At 65.7% G+C, this 25,784-nt stretch carries 22 protein-coding genes; 12 read left to right on the forward strand and 10 right to left on the reverse strand.

Annotated elements, in window-relative coordinates; genetic code table 11:
* The first annotated feature begins 216 nt into the window (after positions 1-216).
* From DVS29_RS22730 to DVS29_RS22760, 7 genes are all read left to right on the forward strand, one after another.
* Positions 217-951: a helix-turn-helix domain-containing protein gene (locus DVS29_RS22730; protein WP_118182769.1), complete on the forward strand. Its 735-nt coding sequence runs from the start codon at positions 217-219 to the stop codon at positions 949-951.
* Between the two features lie 138 nt (positions 952-1,089).
* Positions 1,090-1,599, forward strand: coding sequence for a DUF6622 family protein (locus DVS29_RS22735; RefSeq protein WP_118182770.1), 510 nt, complete (start codon positions 1,090-1,092; stop codon positions 1,597-1,599).
* Between the two features lie 20 nt (positions 1,600-1,619).
* Entirely contained in the window at positions 1,620-2,636 is a 1,017-nt protein-coding gene (locus tag DVS29_RS22740; RefSeq protein ID WP_118182771.1) for a sterol desaturase family protein, read from the forward strand.
* Complete coding sequence (locus tag DVS29_RS22745; RefSeq protein WP_240655746.1) at positions 2,633-3,748, forward strand: sensor histidine kinase; 1,116 nt, start codon at positions 2,633-2,635, stop codon at positions 3,746-3,748. The genes DVS29_RS22740 and DVS29_RS22745 overlap by 4 nt, the downstream gene beginning before the upstream one ends.
* The gene (locus tag DVS29_RS22750; protein WP_118182772.1) at positions 3,748-4,602 is read left to right on the forward strand and encodes a LytR/AlgR family response regulator transcription factor; all 855 of its coding nucleotides are present in this window, start codon (positions 3,748-3,750) and stop codon (positions 4,600-4,602) included. Before DVS29_RS22745 ends, DVS29_RS22750 begins: the two co-directional genes overlap by 1 nt.
* 169 nt (positions 4,603-4,771) lie before the next feature.
* A complete protein-coding gene (locus DVS29_RS22755; RefSeq protein WP_118182848.1) occupies positions 4,772-7,150 on the forward strand; it encodes a DNA polymerase II in 2,379 nt (792 codons plus the stop codon).
* 109 nt (positions 7,151-7,259) lie between these two features.
* Positions 7,260-8,321 (forward strand): phytoene/squalene synthase family protein, encoded by a 1,062-nt coding sequence (locus DVS29_RS22760; RefSeq protein ID WP_118182773.1) that lies wholly within the window; start codon positions 7,260-7,262, stop codon positions 8,319-8,321.
* Positions 8,322-8,427: 106 nt separating this feature from the next.
* Here DVS29_RS22760 and DVS29_RS22765 read toward each other — a convergent pair whose 3' ends face one another.
* Positions 8,428-8,631 (reverse strand): hypothetical protein, encoded by a 204-nt coding sequence (locus tag DVS29_RS22765; protein WP_124800685.1) that lies wholly within the window; start codon positions 8,629-8,631, stop codon positions 8,428-8,430.
* A gap of 397 nt (positions 8,632-9,028) precedes the next feature.
* Between DVS29_RS22765 and DVS29_RS22770 the strand changes: the two genes are divergently transcribed.
* A complete protein-coding gene (locus DVS29_RS22770) occupies positions 9,029-9,220 on the forward strand; it encodes a hypothetical protein (protein WP_118182775.1) in 192 nt (63 codons plus the stop codon).
* 85 nt (positions 9,221-9,305) lie between these two features.
* On the opposite strand, the gene DVS29_RS22775 is transcribed toward DVS29_RS22770, so the two are convergent.
* Positions 9,306-10,736: an MFS transporter gene (locus DVS29_RS22775; protein WP_118182776.1), complete on the reverse strand. Its 1,431-nt coding sequence runs from the start codon at positions 10,734-10,736 to the stop codon at positions 9,306-9,308.
* A 541-nt stretch (positions 10,737-11,277) separates the two neighbouring features.
* Here DVS29_RS22775 and DVS29_RS22780 point away from each other — a divergent pair.
* Positions 11,278-13,482: a DUF6600 domain-containing protein gene (locus DVS29_RS22780; protein WP_118182777.1), complete on the forward strand. Its 2,205-nt coding sequence runs from the start codon at positions 11,278-11,280 to the stop codon at positions 13,480-13,482.
* A gap of 537 nt (positions 13,483-14,019) precedes the next feature.
* On the opposite strand, the gene DVS29_RS22785 is transcribed toward DVS29_RS22780, so the two are convergent.
* The 5 genes from DVS29_RS22785 to DVS29_RS22805 all read right to left on the reverse strand — a co-directional run bounded on the left by DVS29_RS22785 (position 14,020) and on the right by DVS29_RS22805 (position 20,144).
* The gene (locus DVS29_RS22785; RefSeq protein ID WP_118182778.1) at positions 14,020-15,447 is read right to left on the reverse strand and encodes a glycosyltransferase family protein; all 1,428 of its coding nucleotides are present in this window, start codon (positions 15,445-15,447) and stop codon (positions 14,020-14,022) included.
* A 398-nt stretch (positions 15,448-15,845) separates the two neighbouring features.
* On the reverse strand, positions 15,846-17,291 hold the full coding sequence (locus DVS29_RS22790) for an NAD-dependent succinate-semialdehyde dehydrogenase (protein ID WP_118182779.1): 1,446 nt from the start codon (positions 17,289-17,291) through the stop codon (positions 15,846-15,848).
* Positions 17,292-17,491: 200 nt separating this feature from the next.
* Positions 17,492-18,547, reverse strand: coding sequence for a sulfonate ABC transporter substrate-binding protein (locus DVS29_RS22795; protein ID WP_118182780.1), 1,056 nt, complete (start codon positions 18,545-18,547; stop codon positions 17,492-17,494).
* 184 nt (positions 18,548-18,731) lie between these two features.
* Complete coding sequence (locus DVS29_RS22800; RefSeq protein ID WP_118182781.1) at positions 18,732-19,295, reverse strand: hypothetical protein; 564 nt, start codon at positions 19,293-19,295, stop codon at positions 18,732-18,734.
* 72 nt (positions 19,296-19,367) lie between these two features.
* Positions 19,368-20,144 (reverse strand): DinB family protein, encoded by a 777-nt coding sequence (locus tag DVS29_RS22805; RefSeq protein ID WP_118182782.1) that lies wholly within the window; start codon positions 20,142-20,144, stop codon positions 19,368-19,370.
* A 187-nt stretch (positions 20,145-20,331) separates the two neighbouring features.
* Here DVS29_RS22805 and DVS29_RS22810 point away from each other — a divergent pair, with 187 nt between their 5' ends.
* The gene (locus DVS29_RS22810; protein ID WP_118182783.1) at positions 20,332-20,721 is read left to right on the forward strand and encodes an MAPEG family protein; all 390 of its coding nucleotides are present in this window, start codon (positions 20,332-20,334) and stop codon (positions 20,719-20,721) included.
* Positions 20,722-20,788: 67 nt separating this feature from the next.
* Positions 20,789-21,478 (forward strand): alpha/beta hydrolase, encoded by a 690-nt coding sequence (locus DVS29_RS22815; RefSeq protein ID WP_118182784.1) that lies wholly within the window; start codon positions 20,789-20,791, stop codon positions 21,476-21,478.
* 16 nt (positions 21,479-21,494) lie between these two features.
* On the opposite strand, the gene DVS29_RS22820 is transcribed toward DVS29_RS22815, so the two are convergent.
* The 3 genes from DVS29_RS22820 to DVS29_RS22830 form a co-directional block, all read right to left on the reverse strand.
* A complete protein-coding gene (locus DVS29_RS22820; protein ID WP_124800686.1) occupies positions 21,495-22,931 on the reverse strand; it encodes a glycosyl hydrolase in 1,437 nt (478 codons plus the stop codon).
* 465 nt (positions 22,932-23,396) lie between these two features.
* A complete protein-coding gene (locus DVS29_RS22825; RefSeq protein WP_118182786.1) occupies positions 23,397-23,990 on the reverse strand; it encodes a DUF4337 domain-containing protein in 594 nt (197 codons plus the stop codon).
* Positions 23,991-24,142: 152 nt separating this feature from the next.
* Entirely contained in the window at positions 24,143-24,706 is a 564-nt protein-coding gene (locus DVS29_RS22830) for a TetR/AcrR family transcriptional regulator (protein WP_118182849.1), read from the reverse strand.
* A 171-nt stretch (positions 24,707-24,877) separates the two neighbouring features.
* Between DVS29_RS22830 and DVS29_RS22835 the strand changes: the two genes are divergently transcribed.
* Positions 24,878-25,666, forward strand: a complete 789-nt coding sequence (locus DVS29_RS22835) for an SDR family NAD(P)-dependent oxidoreductase (RefSeq protein ID WP_118182787.1) — start codon at positions 24,878-24,880, stop codon at positions 25,664-25,666.
* Positions 25,667-25,784 lie beyond the last annotated feature (118 nt).

Raw genomic sequence — 25,784 nt, forward strand, 5'->3', positions numbered from 1 at the left:
TCGTTCCAACCGCTCCGGGTCAACTACTCCAGGTTCACCTACCTGAGTCCGAGGGCGAATTTTATTGCCCTCGCATCAGGGTGGATAGCCCTCCAGTTGGGGCATCGACAATTGACTCAACCGCCCTGGATGCGGACATTCCCGGCCATACACCTTGCGGTCATTCACCACCTCCGCTACCCTCCCCGGGTATCGAAAAACGATACCGAGGCGCCGATGACCGAAGTCGAACAGCTGCTCGCGGAAATCAAGCGGGAACTGCGCTCGCGCGGGCTGACCTACCGCGATGTGGCGAACGAACTGGGGCTGTCCGAGCCGTCGGTCAAGCGCGTGTTCGCAACGGGCGCATTCACGCTCGACCGCCTCGCGCAGGTCGCGGCGATGCTGAACCTGAGCCTCGCGGAACTGACGCAGGCGGCCAGTGCATCAATCGCGCGGCCGTCGCAGCTCACGCCCGCCCAGGAACGCGAACTCGTCGCGGATACGAAGCTGCTGCTGGTCGCCGTCTGCGCGATCAATCACTGGACCATCGCGGATATCACCCGCGCGTACCGCCTGACCGAGGCGGAGTGCGTGCAGCGGCTGCTTGCGCTCGACCGTCTGAAGCTGATCACTTTGTTGCCGGGCAACCGCATCCGGCTCAACGTGTCCCGCGATTTCGACTGGCTGCCCGACGGGCCGATCCGGCGTTTCTTCCGCGAGCACGGCGAAGCCGATTTCCTCGAAGGCGACTTTAACGGCGCGCGCGACGGGCACATCTTCATCCAGGGCATGCTGACCCGCGCCGCCGCCGATGAGCTGCACCGCCAGTTGCGGCGCTTTCGCCAGCAGTTCGCGACACTGCACGACGAGAGCCTCGCGCGACCGCTTGCCGAGCGGCACGGCACCGGTCTGCTGCTCGCGGTACGCGAATGGGAGCCGCAGATCTTCGCGAAGCTGCGGCAGAGCTGAAAACGGCTGCCGGTTCGCCGCGCTCCACGCCGCCCCGGCGCATTTCACGCCGCCCCGCTGCCGTTCGTCGCAATCCGCTCGCGGCACGGGCAGCCACCGCGGCATCATCGCCGGCATCGATCCCGACAGGAGGTATCCATGCTGGCCGACATCCTTCAGAACACCCCACTGTGGGTCTACGCGATCCTCGCGTATGTGGTTACGCTCGGTTTCAGGCAATCCGCCGACCATCGCAGAACGCTGCGCCGCGCCACGCTGATGCCGATCGCGATGGCCGCGCTGTCGCTCACCGGCCTGCAGACGTCGTTCGCACACGAGCCGATCGCGCTCGCGGCGTGGGCGCTCGGTCTCGTCGTCGCGCTGCTGCTGGCGCGCGCCTCGGGCGCATGGGCAGGTGTGCGCTGGCTGCCGCACGAGCGGCTGCTGTTCGTGCCCGGCAGCTGGATGCCGCTCGCGTTGATGCTCGGCATTTTCGTGGTCAAATTCACCGTCAACGTGATGCTCGCGATCCATCCGTCGCTCGCTATCGCAGAACCCTTCGTCACCGTGACGGGACTCGCGTACGGCGCGTTCAGCGGCGCGTTCGTGTCGCGCGGCATCGCGATGTGGCTCGCGACGAGAACGACCTGGCGCTCGACGCCCGCTTGAGGGCACCGGAACCCACCACCATGAACGCCTTCGACCACTTCCTGCTGTACGTCGCGACGCCCGCCGTGGTGGTGTTCGCGGCGATCGAAGCACTGCTGCTGTCGGTGTTTGCGCGCAGCCGGCAGTGCTACGGCCGCTACGACTGGCGCGCGTTCTGCGTATCGACGCTCGACCTCGCCGGGCGCGTCGCGGTGAACCTGCTGGTGCCGCTGTCGATCGCCCAGCCGGTGCTGCACTGGGCGTACGTGCACCGGCTCGGCAGGATTCATCTCGACAGCTGGTACACGGTGCTGCTGCTCTTCATCGTGCAGGAGTTCTGCTACTACTGGTATCACCGCGCCGCGCACGAGGTGCGCTGGTTCTGGGTCAATCACGCAGTGCACCATTCGCCGAACGAGCTGAATCTCTCGGCGGCGTTCCGGATCGGCATCTTCGGCAAGCTCACCGGCACCGGGCTCTTCTTCGCGCCGCTCGTGTGGATGGGTTTCGATCCGCGCATCGCTTTCGGCATGCTGTCGCTGAACCTGCTGTACCAGTTCTGGCTGCACACCACGTGGATGCCGCGGCTCGGCTGGCTGGAGGGGATCCTGAACACGCCGTCCGCGCACCGCGTGCATCACGCGACGAACCTCGACTATCTCGACGCGAACTACGGCGGCGTGCTGCTCGTGTTCGACCGGCTGTTCGGCACGTACGTCGCGGAGCGCGACGACCTGCCGTGCCGCTACGGCCTCGTTACGCCGATGACGAGCTACAACCCGCTGCGCGTCGAGTTCGACGGCTGGCTCAAGCTCGCGCGCGACCTGCTGCGCGCACGCAGCATCGGCGCGCTCGCCGGCTATCTGCTGCGGCCGCCCGGCTGGGCGCCGCACGGCGCCGGCAGCACCACCGCGGATCTGCGGGCACGAGCTTCATTAGCGACGGCGGGCATGGGCGGTTCGACACAGGCCGCCGCGCCCTTCGCGATCATGCCGCCCTCGTCGGCCGCGGGCGCGACTGGCCCCGAAGCTCAACCCTCATCGACTCTCGCGCCTTGATCGACTTCCATCTGATGCCGGGCGCCTCCGGCGTCCGCGCCCTGGTGATCCGCGAACTGCGCGTCGCGGTCATCATCACGCTCGCGATGAGCGCGTTCAGTTCGATCGGCTACCGGGAACCGTTCCACACCAGCCTGATCTACACGGCCTGCGTCGCGCCGCTGATCCAGGTGCTGATCGAGGCGGGCCGTTACGGTTTTGCCGAGCTGCTGCGCCGGCGCACGCCGGGCATCCCGCGCTCGCAGCGGCCATGGCCCGGCTGGGCCGTGATGGTGCCGTGGGTGATCGTGTCGGGCATCGTCGGCTATACGCTCGGCCACAAGCTCGGCGACCAGCTGAGCGGCTATCGCACGTCGCCGACGCTGATCTTCCACGATGCGCGCGCGCTGCTGTTGAGCGTGCTCGTGCCCGCGATCGGCATCACGTTCTTCTTCGAGGCGCGCGGACGGATCGCCGAGATGGAAGCGCGTACCCAGGCCGCAATGCGCGCCGCCGCGGAAAACCAGCTGAAGCTGCTCGAATCGCAGCTCGAGCCGCACATGCTGTTCAACACGCTCGCCAACCTGCGGGTACTGATCGGCACCGATCCGCCGCGCGCGCAGCACATGCTCGACCGGCTGATCGACTTCCTGCGCGCGACACTGGAAGCATCGCGGCAAGGGACCTATCCGTTGTCGTCGGAATTCGCGCGCATCGGTGATTATCTGGAGCTGATGCAGGTGCGGATGGGCCCGCGTCTCGCGTTTCGCCTCGATCTGCCGCCCGGGCTGGCGAATCTGCCGGTGCCGCCGCTGCTGCTGCAGCCGCTCGTCGAGAATGCGATCCGCCACGGGCTCGAACCGAAGGTCAGCGACGGGCGGCTCATGGTGTCGGCCGCTCGCGAAGGCGATATGCTGACGCTGACCGTGCGCGATACCGGCGTCGGGCTGGGCCCGTTGCCGCTGCAGCCCGGCGACGCGTCGTTCGGCACGCGCCACGTGCGCGAGCGGCTCGCGACGCTGTACGGCCACGCCGGCTCGCTCGAACTCGCGAACGCTACTGATGAAGAAGGCGGCACGCTCGCCGTCGTGCGTCTGCCCGTCGTCTACCAGAATCCTGACCGCTGCCCATGATGACCGCGACCGCGTTGATCGCCGAAGACGAACCGCTGCTGGCCGCCGACCTGCAGGCGTCGCTCGCGCGGCTGTGGCCCGGCCTGCGCGTCGTCGCGACCGTCGGTGATGGCGCGAGCGCGGTCGCGCAGAGCCTCGCGCTGCGGCCCGACGTGCTGTTCCTCGACATCCGGATGCCGGGAATGAGCGGCCTCGACGCAGCCGAGGCGCTTGCCGAAGACTGGCCGGAGCACGACGGCAAGTTTCCGCTGATCGTGTTCGTCACCGCCTACGATCAATACGCGCTCGCCGCGTTCGAGCGTGCCGCGGTCGACTACGTGCTGAAGCCCGTACAGCCCGAACGGCTCGCGCAGACCTGCGCGCGGCTCGAGGCGAGGCTCGCGCAGCGTTCGTCATCGCCGACGCACGACGCTTCGCTGGACGATGCGCATCGTGAACAGGCGTCTGCGAAAACGCATCCTTCAACGCTCGACCAGCTGCGCGCATTGCTGCACGCCACGTCCGTTGACGGCAGCGATCGAAGCAGCACGCCGCTGCGGATGATCCAGGCCAGCGCCGGCAACACGATCGCGATGGTGCCGGTCGACGACGTGCTGTTTTTCGAGGCCGCGGACAAGTACGTGCGGGTCGTGACCGCGACGCGCGAGCATCTGATCCGCACGCCGCTGCGCGAGCTGCAGCGGCAGCTGGATCCGCAGCGTTTCTGGCAGGTGCACCGCGGCACCATCGTGCGCTGCGACGCGATCGACAGCGCGGAGCGCGACGAGAGCGGCCGTCTCACGCTCGCGCTGCGCGGCCATCCGGCGCGGATCTGCGTGAGCCGTCTCTACGCGGAGCGGTTCAAGGGGATGTAGCGGCCTCGGTCTCATAAGCCGCACGGGCACGCCCGTCACGCGAACGCTAGAATCGCAGCTTAAGCGCGCATCGTTCGAAAACGAACGGCACGCGCAGCGAGCGAGGTGAGGTTTGACGGACGTACGGATGGACATGGAGCGGCACACGCAGCCGGAAACGCAGCCGCACATGCAGCGCGGCTTCCTGCTGACGCGTCACTGGCGCGACACGCCCGGCGGAACCGAGGTGGAATTCTGGCTGGCCACCGACGACGGTCCGCGCCATCTGCGCCTGCGCGCGCAGCCGTCGGTGGCGTTCATTCCGGCGCAGCAGCGCGAGCGCGCCGAAACGATCCTGGATCGCGAGCTGCAGGATCGGACCCGCCAGGTGCAGTTACGCCCGCTCGACCTCACCGATTTCCACGGCCGCCCGGTGCTCGGCCTCTATTGCGCGCAATACCGTCAGCTGACCGCACTGGAGAAGCGCCTGCAGGCCGGCGGCGTCGACGTCTACGAAGCCGACATCTTTCCGCCCGACCGCTACATGATGGAGCGTTTCATCACCGCGCCCGTGCAGTTCGGCGGCGACACGAATCCCGCGGCAGGCGGCCCGCTGCTGAACGCCGAGATGAAGCCCGACGCGACTTACCGGCCGGCGCTGAAGCTCGTGTCGCTCGATATCGAAACCAGCGCGCACGGTGAGCTGTATTCGATCGCGCTCGAAGGCTGCGGACAGCGCCAGGTCTACATGCTCGGCCCCGAAAATGCGGCAGCGGGCGAACTCGATTTCGACCTCGAATACTGCGATTCGCGCGCCGTGCTGCTCGAACGTCTGAACGGCTGGCTCGCGCGCCACGATCCGGACGCGATCATCGGCTGGAACCTCGTGCAGTTCGATCTGCGGGTGCTGCGCCAGCACGCGGAAGCGCTCGGCATTCCGCTGCGCCTGGGGCGCGGCGGCGCGCCGATGGAGTGGCGCGAGCACGGCATGAAGCCGAACCATTTCTTCGCCGGCGCGGCCGGCCGTCTGATCATCGACGGCATCGAGGCGCTGCGTTCGGCGACGTGGAGCTTTCCATCGTTCAGTCTCGAATACGTCGCGCAGGCGGTGCTCGGCGAAGGCAAGGCGATCGACAACCCGTACCAGCGCATGGACGAGATCCAGCGCCGCTTCGACGAGGACAAGCCGGCGCTCGCGCGCTACAACCTGAAGGACTGCGAGCTCGTCACACGCGTGTTCGAGAAGACCGACCTGCTGCGCTTCCTGCTCGAACGCGCAACCGTCACCGGGCTCGCCGCGGACCGCAGCGGCGGCTCCGTCGCCGCGTTCACGCATCTGTACATGCCGCGCATGCACCGGCAGGGTTACGTCGCGCCGAATCTCGGCGACGTCGCCGGCGCCGCGAGCCCCGGCGGCTTCGTGATGGATTCGCGGCCGGGCCTTTACGACTCGGTGCTCGTGCTCGACTACAAGAGCCTCTATCCGTCGATCATCCGCACGTTCCTGATCGATCCGCTCGGCCTGATCGAAGGACTGCGCGAACCGGACGACGTGCACTCGGTGCCAGGCTTTCTCGGCGCGCGTTTCTCGCGCGGGAAGCACTGTTTGCCGGCGATCGTCGAGCAGGTGTGGGAAGGCCGCGAAGCGGCGAAGCGCGAGCAGAACAAGCCGCTGTCGCAGGCGCTGAAAATCATCATGAACGCGTTCTACGGCGTGCTCGGCTCCACCGGCTGCCGCTTCTTCGATCCGCGCCTCGCGTCGTCGATCACGATGCGCGGCCACGAGATCATGCACCGCACCCGGGAGCGGATCGAAGCAGCCGGCTACGAAGTGATCTACGGCGATACCGACTCGACCTTCGTGTGGCTGCGGCATGCGCACGACGAGGACGCCGCCGCGCGCATCGGCCGCACGCTCGTCGAGTCGATCAACGCGTGGTGGCGCGACGATCTGCGCGAGCGCTTCGGGCTGACGAGCGCGCTCGAACTGCAGTTCGAGCGGCACTACCGGCGCTTCTTCATGCCCACCGTGCGCGGCACCGAGGAAGGCAGCAAGAAGCGCTACGCCGGTCTCACCGTGCTGCCGGATGGCCGCGAGGACGTCGTCTACAAGGGGCTCGAAACTGTGCGCACCGACTGGACGCCTCTCGCGCAGCGCTTCCAGCAGGAGCTCTACGGCCGCATCTTTCGCGCGGAACCGTATCAGGACTACATCCGCGACTACGTGCGGCGCACGCTCGCGGGCGAGTTCGACGAACTGCTCGTCTATCGCAAGCGGCTGCGCCGCCGGCTCACCGACTACGAACGCAACGTGCCGCCGCACGTGCGCGCGGCGCGCGTCGCCGATGAATTCAACCGCGCGAAAGGTCGTCCGCTGCAGTACCAGAACGGCGGCTGGATCAGCTACGTGATGACGGCGGCGGGCCCCGAGCCGCTGGAGACGCGCTCCGCGAACATTGACTACGACCACTACGTGACGCGCCAGCTGCAACCCGTCGCCGATGCGATCCTGCCGCTGATGCGCGACGACTTCGCGACGCTCGTCAGCGGCCAGGCGCAGCTGTTCTGAGCGGTTGCGTCGCGCGCCATGTGACGCCTTGCGCGCGGCGGACCGCCGTGTCGCGGCTACAATGCGGGTCTGCCGTTCTCCGTCCAATCCCGTTCCGTTCGCCCCATCCATGTCCAATGCGTCCCGGGCCTTTCTGCTTGGCCCGCTGCTCAAAGGTGTCTCGCGTTCCTTTTATCTGACGCTGCGCGTGCTGCCCGCCGGCATGCGCGACCCGATCGGGCTCGCGTATCTGCTCGCGCGCGCGGCCGATACGATCGCCGATACGTCGCTGATCGCGCCGTCGCAGCGGCTTGAACTGCTGCTCGCGTTGCGCGCGCAGGTGAACGGCAACGCGAACGCCAGTACCGCGCCGATGCAGCGGATCGCCGCCGAAGTCGCCGCGCACCAGCTGCAGTCCGACGAAAAGACGCTGCTCGAATCGCTCGACCCGGCGCTCGCCGTGCTCGCCCAACTCGACGACGCGGATCGCGCGGCCGTGCGCGGCATCGTGACGACGCTCACCGAAGGCATGGAATTCGATCTGCGCACGTTCCCCGACGAGCAGTCGGGCGAACGCGTCGCGCTGCGCGAGATCGCTGAGCTCGACCGCTATACGTATCTGGTCGCGGGCTGCGTCGGCGAGTTCTGGACGCGGATGACCTGCCTGCATCTGCCGGGCACGCTGAGGGCGCCGGAAGCGACGATGTGCGAGCGCGGCATCCGCTTCGGTCAGGCGCTGCAGATGACCAACGTGCTGCGCGACTGCGCGAAGGACCTGCGCATCGGCCGCTGCTATCTGCCGTCCGCGCTGCTCGAACGTCACGGGTTACAGCCGGACGATCTGCTCGCACCCGATGCGTCGCGGCGCGCGCAACCCGTGCTGTTCGAGCTGGTGCGCCACGCGCTCGGCCAGTTCCGCGATGCGCTCGACTACACGCTCGCCATTCCCCGCTTCTCGCTCAGGCTGCGGCTTGCGTGCATCTGGCCGATCGTGATCGGACTGCGGACGATGCGGCTGCTGGTCGACAACGCGCAGTGGCTCGACCCGGCGCAACCGTCGAAGGTACGGCGCAACGACGTGTATGCGGTGATCGCGCGCTCGCTGCCTTCGGCAATGTCCGATGCGGCGCTGCGCGGATGGATCGGCGGGTTGATCGGGGAGATCGAGGCGAGGCTGGCGCGGGCTACCTGAGTCCGCGGCGCTTTAACGAACACCGCGCGCCAGAAAGAAAAAGCCCGGCGCGAAGGCCGGGCGAAATCCATGCGAATCAATCATCGCGCGGAGGAGAAATGGGGGTTCAGTGCTTCAGTCCGAAGATGCTGAACGCGGCGTCGATCGGGTCGAGGCCGAAATCGTGCAGCTCGAGCGCATGCTGGAGCGTCTCGTCGTCAGCGGTATAAGGGGCGGTGATGAAACCGGCGGTGGCTGCTTCGGCGAGCCACAGTTGAACCCATGCCTGGAGTTCTTCCCTGCGTTGCTCGGTCAGATTGGAATAAGTCATCTCGCGAATCTCCGTCGAACGAATCACTGACGTCGCCTTCGGTGCCCTGCACCATGTTCGAAGGCGTTTGCCGTCTGTAGGTGTTTTAACGGCACGAAGCGGAAATTCCTGAGACGGGTTAACGCGATGCGGCAAAAATGCCCGCAACGCATGAGATGGCTTGCCAGGCGAGCCGCACAAGCATTTCGCGAACAGGCTCGCCGCGGTTCGAACAAACGTTTGTACGGCAAGTTTTTCCTGCCGCGCAAATCGGCAAGATTTAGTAAGGACTCCAACATCCCTGCCCGTTTTCGACCTTTTGTAATGCAGCGTGACGTGGATTACGGCCGGTAACAACGTGGTCGAAACGATGCACGAAACATGCGTTCCAAATCAATATTGAAGGAGGAGAACGGATATGATCAGAGCAACTCTTGCCGCACTCTTCGCGGTTACGCTCGCCGGCTGCGTCGTCGCGCCGGCCGACGGTGGATATGGCTATGCGCCGGACTACGGTTATGGCTACGGTCCGGGCTACTACGCGGCGCCGACCGTCGGAGTCGGCATCGGCATTGGCGGCGGCTGGCACGGCGGCGGATGGCGTCGCTAGCGGGATCCTGCAGCTTGCGCCCGATGCGCCCGATGCGCCGCTCACGGGCGGCGCAGCGTTCGCGCATCGTGCGTATTGACGCGAGTCAGCTCGTCGTCTGCCTGCGTGAGCCGCCGCCTACGCTCTCGCCCGCGTCGTGCGCGAGCCCCATGTAGCCGAGCACGGACACGAGCGTCAACACGCCGGCGCATGCGAACGCAAGCCGGAAATCGCCTAGCGTGAACACCTGCCCGGTGGTCTCGCCATGCAGCGACGCGGCCGCACGCAACGCCACCGCGCCGAACGCGATACCCAGACCGATCGTCATCTGCTGCGTCGCGCTCCACAGCGTGCTGGCGGCGCTCATCTGCGGCTGCGGCACGTCGGCGTAGGCGAGCGTGGCGAGGGTCGTGAACTGCATCGAGCGCGCTACGCCATAGATGAACACGACGACCAGAATCCATGCGAGCGGCGACGCGGGCGTCAACATTCCGCACAGCGCGATGAACACGCCCGCCACCGCGACGTCGACGATCGACACGCGGCGAAAGCCGAAGCGCCGCAGAATGCGCGTGGTAAGCGCCTTCATGCCGAGGTTGCCCAGCGCGCTCGCCAGCAGCAGCAAGCCCGAGCGGAACGCCGACATGCCGAAGCCGATCTGGAACAGCAGCGGCATCAGATACGGCACCGCGCCGATACCGATGCGCGTGAGCGAGCCCGTCACGATCGTCACCGAGTACGTCGGAATCTTTAGCGTCGACACGTCGATCAGCGGATGCGAATGACGCTTCGCATGCCAGAACGCAACCACGCCTAACGCGATGCCTGCCGCGAAAATGCCGGCGGCCTGCCACGGGTCGCGTCCGACCTGGCTCGCGAGTTCGGCGCCGTACAGCACCGCCGTCAACGAAGCGGCGCTCAGCAGCAGCCCCACCACATCGAGCGGCCGGCGGCCCGAATCGCGCAGGTTCGGCACCAGCATCGCGACCGCGACCAGCGCGGCGAGACCGAACGGCACATTCAGCAGAAAGATCCAGCGCCAGTTCGCGTAAGTCGTGATGAAACCGCCGACCGGCGGCCCCACCACCGGCGCGACGATCGCCGGCCACGTGATCGTGGAGATCGCCTGCATCAGGCGGCTCTTGTCGGTGCTGCGCACGACGATCAGCCGCCCGACCGGCACCATCATCGCGCCGCCGATACCCTGCAGCAGCCGCGCCGCGGTGAACTCGGGCACGTTCTGCGACAGCCCGCACAGCACCGAAGCCGCGGTGAACGCCACGATCGCGCTGGCGAACACGGTGCGCGAACCGCAGCGGTCCGCCACCCAGCCGCTCGCAGGGATGAAGATCGCAAGCGCGAGCATGTACGCCGTCATGCCCAGGCTCAGGCTGTTCGGCCCGACGCCGAACGAGTGCGCCATCTGCGGCAGCGCCGTCGCGATCACGGTCGTGTCGAGATACTCCATGAAGAAGGTGGCAGCCACGATATAGGGCAGCCAGCGGGCGCGCGAAGCTGAAAGAGCGCTGTGATTCATCGTGCGGATTGGTGTGGTCGCTGTGATCGGTGTTGTCGGGTCGTGCTGGCGGCGTGGCCGCGTGGTGGTACGGGCGGGCACGCGTGGGTACGCGCGTCAATGTACCTGAGAGCGGACCGGCGTGTCGTCCAGACGCGCCAGTAACGCGACAGAAGGTCAAACGAAAGCCGCTATCGGAGGCACTCGCAGGCGCTGTTTCGCAGTCCGCGTAGCGTGCGCCTTCCGCAACGGATGCGCCGCCTTACCAAATCGTTTCCATCGCTTACATATTGCATCCAGTTTCGCGCAATCTGTTTTTGCATCGTAATTCCAGCGTTTTTACGATCATGCGCAGAAGATTGAACCATTCTTCCCATCACTCACAATTCGTTGCAAACTCCCGGGTCGTTTAACGCCATTTCTGTCATCCGGTGTTTTCACGCGAACGTTAGGCCATTCGAGACGCGACGAATCGCGCAACAGGTAGCCGGTTCGCACCGCCTTGCCGCGCCGTCACCGGCGCCATCCAACAATCAACGAATCGCATCTCAGGGAGCCCATCATGACAACCTTTTCCACGCACGGACGCGTCAAGGCGCTCGTGGCCGCACTCGCCTTCGCGCTGGTGCCGCTGTCGGTCGTGGCCCAGGTGCCCTCGCCCACGTCGCCCGCCACGGCCGGCGGCGATCCGCCGGGACGAGTCGCGCGCCTGAACTATTTCGCCGGCACCGTGACGATGGAACCGGCCGGCGCCACCGACTGGTCGTACGTCGTGCTGAACCGGCCGCTGACGACCGGCGACCAGCTGTGGGCCGACGCGAACGCGCGCGCCGAACTGCATGCGGGCTCAACGGCATTGCGTCTCGACCAGCAGACCGCCGTCGACATCGTCGATCTCGACGACACCACGACGCAGCTCAAGGTCACGCAAGGCACGCTGTCGGCGCGCATCCGCGAACTGGCGAGCGGCCAGAGCGTCGAGATCGATACGCCGAACGTCGCGCTCGTCGCGAACGGGCCGGGTCTGGTGCGCGTCGACGTCGCGCCGGACGGCAGCTCGACCACCGTCACCGTGCGCGACGGCAACGCGACGCTGTATGGCGACGGCGTGTCGTACGCGATGGGCGCGAACCAGCAGATCCGCTTCACAGGCACGAACCTGCAGCAGCAGGCCGGCGGCGGCGCACCCGCGCTCGATGCGTTCGATCAGTGGGTAGCGGGTCGCGACCGCGCGGAAGACAACTCGGTCTCGGCGCGCTATGTGTCGCGCGAAATCCCCGGCTACGAAGATCTCGATGCGAACGGCACGTGGCGCAACGACCCGACCTACGGCGAAGTCTGGGTGCCCACGGTCGCGGTCTCGGCCGGCTGGGCGCCATACCACGAAGGCCACTGGGCGTGGATCGCGCCGTGGGGCTGGACGTGGGTCGACGATGCGCCGTGGGGCTTCGCGCCGTTCCACTACGGACGCTGGGCGTATGTCGATCGTGCGTGGGCGTGGGTGCCGGGCCCGGTCGTCGTCGCGCGGCCGCCGGTCTATGCGCCGGCGCTCGTCGCGTTCGTGGGCGGCGGCGGAGGCGGCGGCGCGCACTGGGGTATCGATCTCGCGATCGGCGGCGCGGTGGGCGCGGGCGTCGCGTGGTTCGCGCTCGGGCCGGGCGAAGCGTGGCATCCGGCGTATCACGCGAGCCCTGCGTACTACAGCCGCGTGAACAACGTGACCATCACGAACGTGCACAGCACGACGATCATCAACAACGTCACGAACGTCCACAACACTTACATCAACATGAATGCGCCGGGCGCGATCGCCGCGGTGCCGGCCAATGCGTTCGTGCGCGGCGAGCCGGTGGCGAAGGCTGCCCGGCCGATCACCGCGCAGCAGATCGCGCATGCGCAGATCGGTGCGGGCGCACCGGCCGTCGCGCCGGTGCGCGAGAGCTTCGCCGGCGGCATGCGCGCGGCGAACGTCGGCGCCCCGGTCGCGGTGGCCCAGCGACAGGTGGTGGCGACCCGTCCGCCGGTCGTGCCGGCCGCGTATCACGACGTGCTCGCGCAGCGCTTCGCCGGCAGCGGCGGACGGGTGGCGGGCGCGGGCGATCCCGTCGTGCGTACCGCCGTGCCCGCGAACTTCGCGCATGCCGCGCCGGCGGCTGGCAAGCCTGCCGCGGCGGGAACGTACGGCAATTTCCACGTGATCAACCGGGCGCAGGCGAAGCCGGTTCAGGCGCAGGCCGGGCACGGCAATGCGGCCGAGGCGCCGCGCGGAGAAGCGCCGGCGCCGCAGGAGGCGCACAACGCGGCGCATCCTGAAGCACCACAGGCACAGCAGGCGCAGGCGCACGAACCGCAGGCTCATGAAAACGGCGCCAACGGTGCAAACGGCTCAACCGGCGAACCGCATCCGCAAGGCGGCGAGGCAGCGCACGCCGGGCAGGAACACGGTCAGCCGGGTGCGGCGCCGCAACCCAACGCGCGGCCCGAAGAAAATCGTTCGCAGAACGATACGGCCACGCATGCGAACGAAGCACCCCGCGAGGCGCCGCGGGAAGCGCAGCCCGCGCCGCACGCACCCGCCGAAGCGAACGGGCAGCACGCGCCGCAACAGCATGCCGGCGAGCAGCATCCCCAGCAGCACGCGGCGGCGCGTCCGCAACCTCATCCGCAGCCGCAGCCGCATCCACAGCAACAACCGCATCCGCAGCAGCATGCGCAACCGGCGCAGCACAAGCCGCAGGAGGAGCATCACGAAGAGCATCCGCATTGAGGATGCACGTCGGGTGGCCGTTCACTGACGGCCACCGCCCGGCGCTCGATACACATGGCGAAGCCTCACCGCTTCGCCATTTTTATTTTGCGGGGAGGCAAAAAAAACGCCGGCTTGCGCCGGCGTAAGGGTTCTGGCTTTTCCGAGGGCCGTCCAGAACCTGAGAGATCGTCTGGCACCTTCCGGTTGCGTGTGGCGCCGCAGCGCCGGACGGATGGATACCTAGCGCGCCGAGTATATCGTCAGGATTTTGTTTAGTTAAGTCGGTTTCCAACCTAAATTGGTAAATTTTTAATGCAACGCTTTCGCCGCCTTCCGACGGACTTCGCCTGACGGTAGAAATGACAGCGGCGGCGTCGCCAGGCCGCGCTGCGGCAAACGTTTGCAAAGCCGTTCGGACGGCAGACGGTTCAGTGCCCGCGACTCGCACGACCGGTTGCGATTGCCATATTAAATATGCGCATAACTGCGAATGGTAATGCCGTGTAAGGGATGGCGTCGTCCGGTCGACTCCGTCATTCCGGATCACGCCGCCGCTCAACGGCCGGCCCGTTTCGCGAATTCCGCGAGCCATGCGACCGCATCGTCCCGCACGGTGCTCCAGTCGCCCATCACCGATTGCCTGAGCACGCTGACATCGTGCATCCATGGCGAGACCGGATCGTCGTGCCCCCAGCGCCACTCGCCCGTCGCGTTCGTCATGACCGCGGTCGGCCTGCCGATCATCGCGGCGAGGTTCGCGATGCCGGAGTCGACGCTCAGCACCGCATCCAGCTGCTCGATACACGCGGCGGTCTCGGCAAAGGTCTGGATGCCGGGCTCGTAGCGGCTCACGTTGCCGGCCCGATGCCCGGCTTCCGCCTCGACGCTCGGGTGGTGCAGATTGACGAAGTGGACCGCGCCGGCAATGCGCGGGTCCATCGTGAGCCGGTCGACCTCGGCGAGCGGCAGGCTGCGCAGCGCGGCCCAGCAGCGGTTCACGCTGCCCAGCTGCCCGACGTGACGCTGCCCGCAGTCCCAGAACAGGCCCACGATCGCTTTGCCTGGATGCTGCGCGCGCAATGCGGCCGCCCAGCCGGACGCCGTGTCGCGCTGGGTTTCAGGCGCGCGCAACCACGCGGGAAAGTACCGTTCCGGCAGCGGATCGTGCGCGGCAGCCAGCACCGGCAGATGCAGCAGCGACGCGTGCAGATCGGGCGCGAATGCACGCACCGCCGGCAGCAGCGCGTCGGGCAGCGGCGCGCCGTAGGGCAATGGCCGCGGCGCTGCGACCACGACACAATCGGGCAGCGAGGCTTCGACGAGCGCATGAATCTGCCGGTCGCAGGTGATCATCAGCGTCGCGCCCGCGGCACGCCAGTGCGCGATGCACGCGAACAGCAGGAACTGGTCGCCGAAGCCGAGCTGATGCGTGACGAGCACGCGCCGGCCGCGCACATCCTGCCCGCCCGACCAGGTTGGAAGGTCTGCGGGGCGATAGTTGCCGCTGTCGTCGGTATTGCGGATCAGCCAGTGCAGAAAGCCCTGGGTCTGGCCGATGCTCAGCAGCGCCTCAGCCAGCCAGTTTTCGGCGCGCGCGCCAACGGGATCGCCCTCCGCATGGCCAGTTCGCATCGCGCTTTCGAGCAACGGAATGGCCCGTTCGACGTCGCCCGCGAGGTACAGGTCGCGGCCGAGCTTCAGCTGATAGAACTGCGGCTTCCACGGCAGCGCGCGATACGCGAGCCAGGTCGCGACCGCGTCGTGGTGACGGCCCGCGAGACGCAGCGCCCGCGCGCGATCGTGCACGAACCACGGATTGCGAGGATCGAGCGCCAGGCCCTGCTCGGCCCAGGGCAGCAATTCGTCGTCGCGCCGCAGACCGCACAACGTGCGGCAGATGCGCAGCAACAGGTCCGCGCTCTGAGGGTCGGCTGCGTAAGCGGCAAGCGCATCGTCGAGTGGCTGCTCAAGAGACGCTGACATGCGGACACTCCATCGGGTTGGTCGGGCGCGCGAAGCCTAACACCGAGCGCTTCGATACGAGGCCCGACCTGCGGGCAAAACGCAATTCGTAACGGAAACGCCCTTTATTTGACGGGTTTGAGCATGAACCGTGACGGCTTCGTTGTGTCCCGTCAGCAAGCGTAGTGCACGCCGTGTGGATGCGCCAATGGCTTCTGGTGAATTTGATCAGTACTCCAACATTGATGATGCGAAGGGACATCCGTGCGATGAACGATGCGATTCTGGCAACGATGAAATCCAGGCTATTCGTTGTTCCCGATGCGGAAACGAAAACGCCTCGTCAACGGGTGACGAGGCGTTCGGGCTTGCCTTCGCTGCGACGTGCGGACCAGCTGCACCCGCCGATAACGTGACGATCAGCCGTTCATCACCGTCACGGACTTCGTGACGAGATAGGCTTCCAGCGCTTCCGGGCCGCCTTCGGAGCCGTAGCCCGAATCCTTCACGCCGCCGAACGGCATTTCCGGCGTCGGCGTGGCGGGCTGGTTGATCCACAGCATGCCGACTTCGAGATGCTGCGACAGCAGATGGACATTGCGGGACGATTTCGTGAACGCATAGCCCGCGAGACCGTACGGCAGGCGGTTCGCTTCCGCGATCGCCTCTTCGAGGTTGTCGAAGCCGCGCACCGCCGCGACCGGACCGAACGGCTCGTTGTTGAACACGTCCGCTTCGAGCGACACGTCGGTCAGCACGGTCGGCGCGAAAAAGTTGCCTTCGCTGCCCACCCGTTCGCCGCCGGTGGCGATCGTCGCGCCGGTCGAGCGCGCGTCGTCCAGCACCTTCGCCATGGCCGTCAGACGGCGCGCGTTCGCGAGCGGTCCGATCGTCGTGCCTTCGGCGAGACCGTCGCCCAGCTTGAGGCTTTCAGCGTGCTTGACGAGCGCCTGCACGAACTCCTGACGCACGCTGTTGTGCACGAGGAAGCGCGTGGGCGAAATGCAGACCTGGCCCGCGTTGCGGAACTTCGCGGCGCCGGCGGCCTTCACCGCGAGCGCGACGTCCGCGTCCTCGGCAACGATCACCGGTGCGTGTCCGCCAAGCTCCATCGTGGCCCGCTTCATGTGCTGGCCCGCGAGCGCGGCAAGCTGCTTGCCGACCGGCGTCGAGCCGGTAAACGTGACCTTGCGGATGACCGGATGCGCGATCAGGTAGCTCGAGATTTCCGCGGGGTTGCCGTACACGAGGCCGATCACGCCGGCGGGCACGCCCGCGTCGACGAAGGCCTGCAGCAGCGCGGCCGGTGAAGCCGGCGTTTCTTCGGGCGCCTTCACGAGGAACGAGCAGCCGCATGCGAGCGCGGCGCTCAGCTTGCGCACCACCTGGTTGATCGGGAAATTCCACGGCGTGAACGCGGCGACCGGACCGATCGGCTCCTTCAGCACGAGTTGCTGCGCGTTGATGTTGCGCGGCGGCACTACGCGGCCGTACACGCGGCGCCCTTCATCGGCGAACCACTCGATGATGTCGCACGCCGACAGCACTTCGATCCGCGCTTCCGCGAACGGCTTGCCCTGCTCCATCGTCATCAGGCGCGCGGTGTGGTCGGCGCGCTCGCGCAGCAGCGCGGCGGCCTTGCGCATCGTCGCGGCGCGCTCGTTGGACGGCACCTTGCGCCAGGTTTCGAAGCCGCGTTGCGCCGCGGCGAGCGCGCGGTCCAGATCCGCAATGCCGGCATGCGCGACCTTGCCGATCGGCTTGCCGGTGGCGGGATTGATGACGTCGAGAGTCTTGCCGCTTTCGGCGTCGCACCACTCGCCGTTAATCAAAAGTCGGGTATCGGTATAGCTCGAAGTGGTCATGGAGGGTTCCTGTTGCCTGAGGAGGGAAAGCGTCGCGGGCGCCCTCGGGAGAACCCGGGGCGCCGCGCATGAAAGTCAGACAACTGGCATCTTAGCCGATCGGGCCGGATCTTACCGGCGACCCCGCCGGCCGGTGCTCGGTGGCGCGCCGGTCTGGCCGGCGTCTTCTTTCAGCTTATTGAACTGAACTGAATCGAGGTTCAGACCGTTTTCCAGCGGGCATCCGCGACGTCGAGCTTGCGCGGAATCAGCTTCAGGTTCGTGAACGTGTCGGCGATCTGCTGCTGGTACGCGATCGTCTTTTCAGTGATCGGCTGAACGTCGTAGCTCTGGCGGTTCAGCGCGAGTTCGAGCGTGGGCACGTCGAGGCCAACGAGCGGCGACAGTTGCGCCGCCACCTCGGACACGTGGTCGCGCGCGTACACGTCCACCTTCTCGATCTCGTCGAGCAGCGTTTGCACGAGCGGCCGTTCCGCCTGTGCGAACTTGCGCGACGCGAGGTAATACTGGACGTTGTCGACCAGCCCCTCGCCATCCACGAGCACGCGCGCGTTCGCCTGACGTTGCACGGCTGCGAGATACGGGTCCCAGATCACCCAGGCATCGACGCCGTTCTGCGTAAACGCCGCGCGTCCGTCAGCCGGCGCGAGATACGCGGGCTGGATGTCGCGATAGTCGAGCTTCGCGCTTTGCAACGCCTTCACCAGCAGATAATGCACGTTCGACCCGCGGTTCAGCGCGACCCGTTTGCCGCGCAGATCGGCCACAGTACGAATCGGCGAATGCTCCGGCACGACAATCGCCTCGCCTTTGGGCGCAGGCGGCTCGCTGCCGATATAGACGAAGTCGACGCCGCCCGCCTGCGCGAAGATCGGCGGTGTTTCACCGACCGTGCCGATATCGATCGCGCCGGCGTTGAGCCCTTCCAGCAGTTGCGGGCCGCCGGGGAATTCGAGCCACTGCACGCTGATGCCTTGCGGTGCGAGCCGCTTTTCGAGTGTGCCTCGGGCCTTCAGTACGACGAAATTACCGTACTTCTGGTAGCCGATTCGGATCGTCTTGCCGCTTCCCTGTGCGTGAGCCGTACCGCTTGCGAAGAGCGATGCACCGGCCGTGAGCAGACCCGCGCCGTTGACGGCAGCGGCGCCTGCCATACCGGCCACTGCTTTCAGCAAAGTGCGACGGGTTGCGTCGTGTTGAAGGTTGGTCTGTTCGTGTGGATCGGCGTGCGCCGTATTGCGTCGATTGTGCGACATCGTTTCTACCCTGCCTGTGCCGGTTCAGCGCATGCGGCTGCATGCCTGCTGAATCATGCGGGGCCGGGTCTCGATGCGTCAACGCATCGCTTCGAAGAAATTCTGCTATCGATTTTCTGTTCGCTGCGGAACGTTCAGTGTGAGTGTGCGAGTGAATGAGCAGCGTGCCGGAATGAACGCGTGTTCATTCGCCCTGTTCAGTCGTTGGCTTTTCAGGATCCTGTTTCGTTCGGTACGGCAATCTTGCCGCAGCAGGATCCGTCGTGGTCTCGTCGATCACGCGATCGACGTCCGCCGTCTTCGCCAGCTCCGCGATGAACTGCTTCGTGTCGAAATCTTTTGCGACGCAGCCCTGCACATAGATGAACCGACGCTGCAGCATCAGCCACAATGAAGTCTTGTCGCGCCAGTGCGTTGCGTTGCTGATGGTGAGCAGCCGCCGCTGCACGGATTCGGCAATCTCGCGGTCGTACAGGTACGCATTCGCCAGCCTGCAACGCCCCTCGACCCAGCAGCTGTTCCCGCGTTCGATGCGATAGTGCGATTCGCCGAGCCACTCCTCGTCGGTTTCCATTGGTCCAAGCGGTTCCGGGCAATTCGGCACGGCCTGAGAAATACGCACGAACGGGTCGTTGCCGCGATTGGCGCGTGCGTTCTTTTCGTTGTTCGCGTCTGCTGCATGAACGTACTGCTGTGCGCTGAGCACGATCAGGATCATTGTGAAGAAGGACTGCCGGAACCGCTTCATGATTCTCAGTGCTCCTTTTTTTAGCGAAGCGAGCGCTATGCGGCCAACCGAAGTGCCGCGCTTCGCGACCCGCTACAGCAGCTCCGCGGCCAGTTCGTCCAGCTCGAGCCGGTGGGTCCTGTCATGGTCCAGCAGCTCGCGGACGAGGTCTTCGATTGTCATGCGCAGCGTACCGTCGCGCAAGCCGCAGCGCGCGAGCTGTTCGGGCTTGATGCGCCCGAATGTCTGGCACAGCCGCGCCCTGCCCGCCCGAAACGCGGCGAGTGCGTCGTCCAGATTCTGGCCGAGATAGCCGCGCTCCACGGCGAGCACCGAACCGTCGACCGACTCCAGTAACGGCAGCTTCTTCGTTCGCACCGCATGGACCCGCGCCGCGAATACTTCGTCGATGTCGCGAAGATGGCATAGGTGTTCGACGAGCGCGAAGCCGGTACCCTCGGGCTTGCGCTTCCACAGCGACGCTGGAAAACGCCCCACCTGCGCGCTCACCGCATCCGGCATCTCGCCCAGCCGCTCGACGACGTTCGCATATGACATCGCGACCGGCTGCGCGCTGAACACCGCGCCGTAGCTGAACAGCGGACCGCCGACACGGCCGCGCGCCTGCACGACCTCGTGCCCGTGGCGGCGCATCACTTCCGCCGCCATCGCGCCGCAGAACTGACGCGCTGTGGCGTGATCCCCGATTTCGGGAAACTTGAGCGCGAGTTCGTCGTGGACGGCCGCAATGGCCGCCACCCCGGCGCGCGACAGCGCCGCGAACTCGACGTAACGGCTGGGCGTATCGAGCAGCGCTTCGAGCTGCCGCCCGAGCGCCGTCGCCCTGAACTGATCGAACCTGGAATGCATCGCCCGTAACCGCGCTTTTTATAACGTATCAAAACGATACGTTACTGGCGACGGCGCAGTCAAGCGTAGCTGGATATCCAGGCTTACGGGTTGCCCGAACTGCGTGGCATGATGTCGTTCATGTGCCGCGGCCTCGACCCGGAATTCGTGACCGCGATTTTCCTTGTTCAGCGATAAACCTCACGCCATGACGATCGAACTGACGCTGCTCGGCTGGACGCTGGTGCTGGCGCTCGTGCAGGTGTTGCTGCCTGCGCTCGCGCGCAACCACGAAACCGGCCTGGGCTACAACGCCGGGCCGCGCGACGAAGCCGGGCCGCCGGTCGGCCGGATCACGGCGCGCCTGATGCGCGCGCAACGCAATCTGTTCGAAACCTTGCCCGTGTTCGCCGCCGCGGTACTGATCGTGCAGGTGACAGGTCGCGACAATGCGGTCACGCATGCGGGTGCGTGGCTCTACTTCGTCGCGCGGATCGTCTATGTACCGCTCTACGCGGCCGGTATTCCGTACCTGCGCTCGCTCGTGTGGGTGGCGTCAATGGCCGGTATCCTGATGCTGCTCGGCCGCGTGCTCTGATCGACTTCCCGGGGCCAGGCTTCACTGAACGGCATCTTCATTGCATTGAACCAGACTGAACGACATCATGAACGCTTCCACCACCTTCGTTGAACTCGAATCGGCGCCGAATCCCGAATTCGCGATCGTCCTGATGCATGGCCTCGGCGCGGATGCCAACGATTTCGTGCCGCTCGTGCCCGAGCTGCATCTGTCCAACCTGCCGGGCGTGCGCTTCGTCTTCCCGAATGCGCCCGAGATTCCGGTCACGGCCAACAACGGCTACATCATGCGGGCGTGGTACGACATCCTGTCCTTCGGCGGCATCAACCGGCAGGTCGACGAAGCGGGTATCGAAGCATCGTGCCGCACGATCCGGCATCTGATCGAAGCGCAGAACGATCGCGGCATTCCCACTTCGAAGATATTCCTGTCGGGCTTCTCGCAGGGCGGCGCGATGGCGTACTCCGCCGGCCTGACGCATCCGGACGCGCTGGCGGGGCTGATCGTGATGTCGGGTTATGTGCCTTCGCAGGATTTCATTGAACGGCATTTCAGCGAAGTGAATCGCTCGCTGCCGGTGTTCGCCGCGCATGGCACGCAGGACGATGTGTTGCCGTTGCAGCTCGGCCAGACCGCGCGGGACTACGCGGCGGCGAAGGGCTGCAAGGTTCAGTGGAGCGAGTGGGCGATGCCGCACTCGGTGTGCGCGGAGGAGATCGCCGCGATGCGCGCGTGGCTCGTGGCGCGCATCGCAACGTTGTCGGATCGGGACTAGCGACCGGTTTCGATCATCAAGCCTTGTTTGCGGCGGTGAAGCTCTTGAACGCCGCATAGCAAGGCTTCTTCGTCACGCCGTCCGCTTCCAGCAGGCCGTACGTGTCGCCGCCCGGCATGTCGATCAGTTCGTACATCAGCACCGACTGCAGGTTGTACGTGTCGCGCAGCGAGTAATACTCGTTGAGCGTGGTCGTCACGTACGACGTTTGCTGCGCGGCGGTATCCGACGTCATGTAGCCCCACTCCGTCAGCCAGATCGGCATGCCGAACGAGTCCTTCAGGATCTGCAGCACGTTCGTGAGGCCCTGCGAACCCGCGCGCACGATGTCGCCCGAGCTTTCGTACCAGTGGAACATCGTGATGTCCCACTGCAGCGGTGTCGCGCCCGAGGTCGGCGTCGCGGTACCGTTCGGCGTCTGGCCATTCCACAGCATCTGCAGCGCCGTGTAGTCGAGCGGAATGCCCACGTTCACGCCGCACTTGATGGTCGGGTCCACCGACTTCACGCCGTCGATCATGCCGCGGATCACGCCGCGGAACGCCGGCCAGTACGCCGGGTTGTAGTCGGCCGGCGAGTTGCCCGCGCCTGTCGACTCCACACCGTTCGCATCCAGTTCGTTGCCGCATTCAATGTAGCTGACGAGGCCCTTCAGCACCTGCGCGATCGATTGCGCGAGCTGGTAGCCGTACGCGTAGGACGTGCTTTCCGACGAGCTCTGATTCCAGTTCATCGGATTGATACACGGCAGGATCGAGATGCCGCTGCCTTTGAACGCGCCGTTCAGCGCATTCGCGACGACCTGGGCCATGCCCGAGTCGGCGACGTCGGCACGGTAGTTGGTCACGCCGAGGTCCTGCAGGATCGCGACCTGCTGCGCGGCCGTCATCGTGTCGTAGATGCCCGAGGTCCACGCCATGTGGCCGTTGATGCCGTAGAACAGCGACGACGCGGTCGTGCTGCCGGATGACGACGAGGACGACGACGAACTCGTGCCGCGCGGATCCGACGACGCGCTCCACACGCTCGCCTGGTTCACGTACCAGCCGCCGTTCGCGTTTTCCGCGTAGATCGTGTGGTTCCAGTACAGGATCAGCGTCGCCGTGGTCGGGCATTTGGTGTTCACGCCGGCGCGCAGCACGCGACCGCTCGAGAGCGTCCATTGAACGCCGTTACCGTCGGTGATCGAACTGCTCGGCGGCACCGTCGTGCCCGACACCGATTCCGCCGCCTTGCGGCGCTGTGCGTCCGCGACTGCGGCCGGACTTGCGTCGCTGCCCGAGCCACCGCCGCCGCAAGCGGCCAGCGCGATGCTGCCGGCGCCGGCCAGCAGACCCGTCAGGAACTTGCGTCGTGTCGCAGGCGCGCCAGCAAGTCCGAGAGGTGAAATCTTCTCATTGAGAAATGGCGCAGTTAAATCTGAAGATTTATTGGTACGTTTAGTGACAGCCACCCGTCTTCCCCCAGAGGATTATTGACGGGCGAAGTATAAGGTGGACTTTTTACTGATTCTTACCTGAATCGGCAAAAAATCGCAATTAGCAATGTCCGTTCTCGGAAATTAGGTCATGCGAGGAGGATCGGGAATCGGCTGAAATTACCGTGTTGCGCCGCGGCTATGTGCGCTTGACCACATAGAACGCCTATCAGCAGAGGAAATCGCGCAATCCGTGCCGATCGCGCGAGCGCTTTCCGGTGCATTTCCCGGAAAGGCGATTATTCTCAAAAGGGGGATCGACTGTAATCAGATCTTCAGGTAAAAAAGTCTTAAGGAAATGTTATTTCCTTTGCTTTTTAAAATTGATTTCGCTAAATTCCGCGCGAAATTCTTCTGATAAATGATCAGGAAATCACATAAAAGCCAGGTGAGCAGCCTCAAGGTGCACGTCGAGGCACCCCGAAGCGGCGTCCAGTCACATCAGATCGACAGCAACGCGAGCACGCCGAGCACGGCACCCAGCCCCGCGACGCCGACCGACACGTTGAGCAGCCAGCGCCGCCTCGTCAGCAACGTGATGGCCGTCAGCGCGATCGAGATCTGGATCAGCGTGGTGGCCTGCGCCCAGCGGTGGTGACCATGCAGCAGCGACTCGCTGCGTGCGTCGTTGTCGGCCACCTGCTTTTCCAGCGCCTCCGCTTTCTCGCGGATCGGCAGCTTGCGCTGCTTGTACTTGTCGATGTCGGCGAGGAATTTCTTCTGCGCGTTCGCATCGGCGGCGGACAGCGCCGCGCCGAGCTCCGCGAGGTTCTGCTTCTCGCCTTCCGCCTGGTAATACGCCCACTGGTTCGCGGCTTCAGTTTTCTGAATGCCCGCTTCATTCTTGTAATAGAGCGCGAGGTTCTCGCTGGTGCCGCTCTGATACGCGAAGATCGCGCCGATCGTCGCGAGGATCGCGGTCATCACCGCCATGCGGCTCGCGAAAGGATCCGGCGTGTGGTGTTCGCCGTGTGGTGCGCCTGCATGCTCGACTGCGTGATCGTGCAAGCCGTGCACTTCGTATTCTTCTGCCATGCAGTACGTTTCCTCAGATGGATTTTCGTGCGTGCCAGCACGCCGCGCGACGGCCGCGAGAACTGGACACCTCAGCGTGTCATTGTAGCGTCACGGCCTTGCACGAATCCGCCTGCACGAACCTCGGGCAGCGCGAACGTGACAATGCGGCGTCAATGCGCGCCGGCGTCAGGCTTCTTCTCGCGAATCCACGCGTGGGTCTGCTTCAGCACTTCGTCCGATAGCTTCGGATCGTCGGCGAGCCGCGCGAGCACGACCGCGCCCACCATCGCGGCCCAGCTGCCGATCGCCGCGCGCCGCGCCTGAGCGGCTGTCATGTCCGGCATGCCTTCGCTCAGCCGCTCGATCGTGCGGCGCAATCCTTCTGTCATCGCGGCACGCGCCTGCGGCGACTGCCGGATCGTCTCGCCCGCGAGCCCCGCGGTCGGACAGCCGCCGGCCAGGTCGTCGCGGTGCGCCGGCGTCAGATACGCCGCCGCAAATGCGGCCGGATCGATGGCGCGCTCGCCGCCCTGCTCCAGCACGTGCGTCAGCGTCTCCGCGATCAAGTCGTCTTTCGAACCAAAGTAGCCATAGAAGCCTCCGTGCGTGAGGCCGGCAGCCTTCATCACTTCCGCCACCGTGACCGCGTCGAACCCGCGTTCGCGAAACAGCCGGCTCGCCGCTTCGAGAATGCATTGCCGGTTTTCGGCCACCTGCTCGCGACTGACCTTCATCGGTTCCTCCTGCCGGTTCGATTCACGCTTGACATTATACATGACAGATATCATCATTGACTTTACATGATGAACATCATGATTAACAGGCAAGCGGTGCAAGCCGCCCGTTTGCGTTTGAATCCACTTTCCACTCTTCAGTCCGCTGAATCCTTCATTCAGGAGCAAGTCATGTCCGAAACCAGCACGGTCCTCGTCACCGGCGCCTCCACCGGCATCGGCGCGGTCTACGCCCAACGTTTTGCGCAACGCGGTCACGACCTCGTGCTCGTTGCGCGCAACCGCGAGCGCATGGAATCGCTCGCCACGCGTCTGCGCAGCGAGCACGGCGTCGCCGTCGACATCATCCAGGCCGATCTCGCGAACCCCGCGGATCTCGCAACCGTCGAAGCGCGTCTCGCCAGCGACTCGCGCATCGGCGTGCTGATCAACAACGCCGGCGCATCGCTGCCCGGAGGTTTTGCCGATCAGCGCGCGGAGCAGGTCGGCAACCTGATCAACCTGAACGCGGTTGCCGTCGCACGACTCGCGAATGCCGTCGTACCGCGCTTCATTCGCGAGGGCCGCGGTTCGATCGTGAACATTGGCTCGGTGGTCGGACTGGTGCCTGAATTCGCGATGAGCGTCTATGGCGCAACGAAGGCGTTCGTGCTGTTTCTCAGCCAGAGCCTGAACGTGGAATTCGGCACGAAGGGCCTCTACGTGCAGGCGGTGCTGCCGGCGGCAACCCGCACCGAAATCTGGGCGCACGCCGGCAAGGACGTGAACGCGATGCAGGGCGTAATGGAGGTGGACGAACTCGTGGATGCGGCGCTTGTCGGTTTCGACCGGCGCGAAACGGTCACGATTCCGCCGCTGCCCGACGCGGCGCAGTGGGATGCGTTCGACGCCGCGCGTCAGGCGATGCTGCCCAACTTCGGCCAGGAGCACGCGGCGGCGCGCTATCGAAGCGTGAACTGAGCGTGAACCGACGATGCGCGTGGATGCGTGCCCAGATGCATGTGGCACGCATCGAACGTGCGGTGACGACGCAGCCTTTTCAGGCGCACGTTCAAGATGCCGATACGATTTCATTGCG

Origin of the sequence: Paraburkholderia phosphatilytica (assembly GCF_003443895.1) — a bacterium.
GTDB classification, from domain to species: Bacteria; Pseudomonadota; Gammaproteobacteria; order Burkholderiales; family Burkholderiaceae; genus Paraburkholderia; species Paraburkholderia phosphatilytica.